This window comes from Acinetobacter sp. OYA S30, assembly GCF_033599315.1.
GTDB lineage: Bacteria > Pseudomonadota > Gammaproteobacteria > Pseudomonadales > Moraxellaceae > Acinetobacter > Acinetobacter baumannii.
Genome location: NZ_JAWVAV010000096.1, coordinates 1 through 2,320 on the forward strand (window position 1 = coordinate 1; position 2,320 = coordinate 2,320).

Here is a 2,320-nt window from a genome sequence, read left to right on the forward strand (position 1 = left end):
ACTTCGAATTAAAAATAGAGGGTGAGAGTCAGATTATTGTTGCTGTGAAAAAAAGCTCATAATCAGTTTGATACTTAAAAGAAAAATGGATGCGAAGGCATCCATTTTTCTTTATGAAACATTCTTATTTTGATTAAAGTCTACTAATAAGCTGATATGTAATGAAGGCAAAGAAATATGCAAGCCCAAATAAGTAAGTCGCCATAATAACAGGCTGTTTCCAGCTACCAGTTTCACGACGAATGGTCGCTAATGTTGCAAGACAATGTGGTGCGAAAATGTACCAAACTAATAATGACATCCCTGTAGCTAGCCCCCAACCATCAGGACCAGAGATTTGACTCAACAATGTTTGAGTTACAGTATCTTCATCTCCAGACATAGCATAAATTACACCTAAAGCAGCAATGACAACTTCCCTTGCAGCCATAGCAGGAATTAATGCGATACAGATTTCCCAAGTAAAGCCAATAGGTGCAAATATAGGCTGAATAATGTGTCCAAGTTGTCCAGCTAAACTATAGTTGATAGCAGGCATTGTGGCATGCTCAGGAGGTTGAGGGAACGTAACCAATACCCAAAGCAATATAGATAATGCTACGATAATGCCGCCAACCCTTTTTAAAAAGATCGTAGCTCGATCATAAAGTCCTAATGCAACGTTTCGAATATCTGGTAATCGGTAAGTAGGCAACTCAAAGATAAAAATACTTTCTGTTTTATCTTTTCTAACTAGTTTCAAAAACAAAGAAACACATAGTGCTGAAACAATGCCAGCCATATATAGTCCAAAAAGAACTAAACCTTGTAGACTCAACCAACCATAAACTAATTTGTTTGGAATGAATGCCGCAATAAGTAAAGCATAAACAGGTAATCTTGCAGAACAAGTCATTAATGGCGCAATCATAATGGTTGCTAGACGATCTCTTTCCGAACTAATGCTTCGTGTTGCCATGACACCAGGAATAGCACAGGCAAAACTAGACAATAGTGGAATAAAGGAACGTCCACTTAAACCAGCTTTGGACATTAATTTATCCAAAAGGAATGCTGCTCGTGGCAAATAACCTGATTCTTCTAAAATTAAAATAAAGAAGAATAAGATAAGGATCTGCGGCATATAAGCCAAAACACTACCTGATCCAGCGATTACCCCATCAACAATAAGACTTCTAAGTAATGGATGAGTAATAAGCGGGCCAATTGTATCTCCTAACCAAGCAATTGCATTTTCAATTAATGAGATAAAAGGTTGTGCCCAGATAAAAACGGCTTGGAACATGACAAACATGGTAAGCGTTAGGATGACTAAACCAAGTACAGGATGTAAGAAAATTTTATCCAAGAAAGCTGTTCTTGCATCACCGTTATCATTTTTTAAAATTACCTGTTTAGTAATATTTTTAATCTGATCAAAATGATTCAGATCAGAATGATAAGGAGTGACAAATAGATTTTTTTGATCTAATTGATTTAGTAGTTCTTGCACGCCTTTAGTTTTAACGGCAACAGCCTCAATAACAGGGATACCCAACAATTCTGATAGCTTATTAATATCTATCGAAATACCACGCTTTTTGACCTCATCCATCATATTTAAAACAAGAAGCATTGGTCGATTCAATGCCCTTATTTCAAGCACAAGACTTAAATGTAAATGTAAATTAGTGGCATCAACCACACATACATATATATCAGGTAGAACCTCACCCTCAAGCTCACCTAAGCATACAGCCCTTGTTACCTCTTCATCTAGACTCGTAGGCTTTAAGCTGTATGTGCCGGGCAAATCTAAAACTCGAACTGATTCACCAGAAGGTAGTTTAAAGAAACCTTCTTTCCGCTCAACAGTAACACCAGCATAATTAGCTACTTTTTGACGAGTACCTGTTAAAGTATTAAAGAGAGATGTTTTCCCACAATTTGGGTTACCAATAAGTGCAATATTTTTACTGTTCATTTGAAACAATCTCTACAAAAATTCGTTCAGCTTCATTCTTTCTTAACGCAAATCGAGAAGTTTCAATTTGAACCAATACTGGATCACCACCGAAAAGTCCCTTAGCTAGAACTTGTAAAGTTTCACCAATTCTGAAACCTAACAATTCAAGTCGTTCGAGAACTGGATCATTTTTATCTAAATATTGGTTACCTTTTTTTAGGTCAACAATTTTGACAAATTCGTTTGGTTTAACTTGGAATAAATTCATTTTTAATACTCTTATTTCAATGCCAAAATTTTTCGAGCACCGTTAAGTACGAAAAGTGAAACAATTATTCCTATAACAAGATCTGGATATGCGGAACCTGTCAAAGC

The 2,320-nt window shown here is 36.1% G+C and carries 2 protein-coding genes; both read right to left on the reverse strand.

Annotated features, from left to right (window positions below; translation table 11 throughout):
- Positions 1-133: 133 nt before the first annotated feature.
- Complete coding sequence (gene feoB / locus R5R67_RS19200; protein ID WP_278219725.1) at positions 134-1,963, reverse strand: ferrous iron transporter B; 1,830 nt, start codon at positions 1,961-1,963, stop codon at positions 134-136.
- Positions 1,953-2,213 (reverse strand): FeoA family protein, encoded by a 261-nt coding sequence (locus R5R67_RS19205; protein ID WP_001048218.1) that lies wholly within the window; start codon positions 2,211-2,213, stop codon positions 1,953-1,955. The genes feoB and R5R67_RS19205 overlap by 11 nt, the downstream gene beginning before the upstream one ends.
- Between the last annotated feature and the right edge of the window lie 107 nt (positions 2,214-2,320).

Coding starts and splice junctions, on each gene's coding strand:
- feoB (WP_278219725.1), bottom strand. CDS start 1,963: ATGAACAGTAAAAATATTGCACTTATTGGTAACCCAAATTGTGGGAAA.
- R5R67_RS19205 (WP_001048218.1), bottom strand. CDS start 2,213: ATGAATTTATTCCAAGTTAAACCAAACGAATTTGTCAAAATTGTTGAC.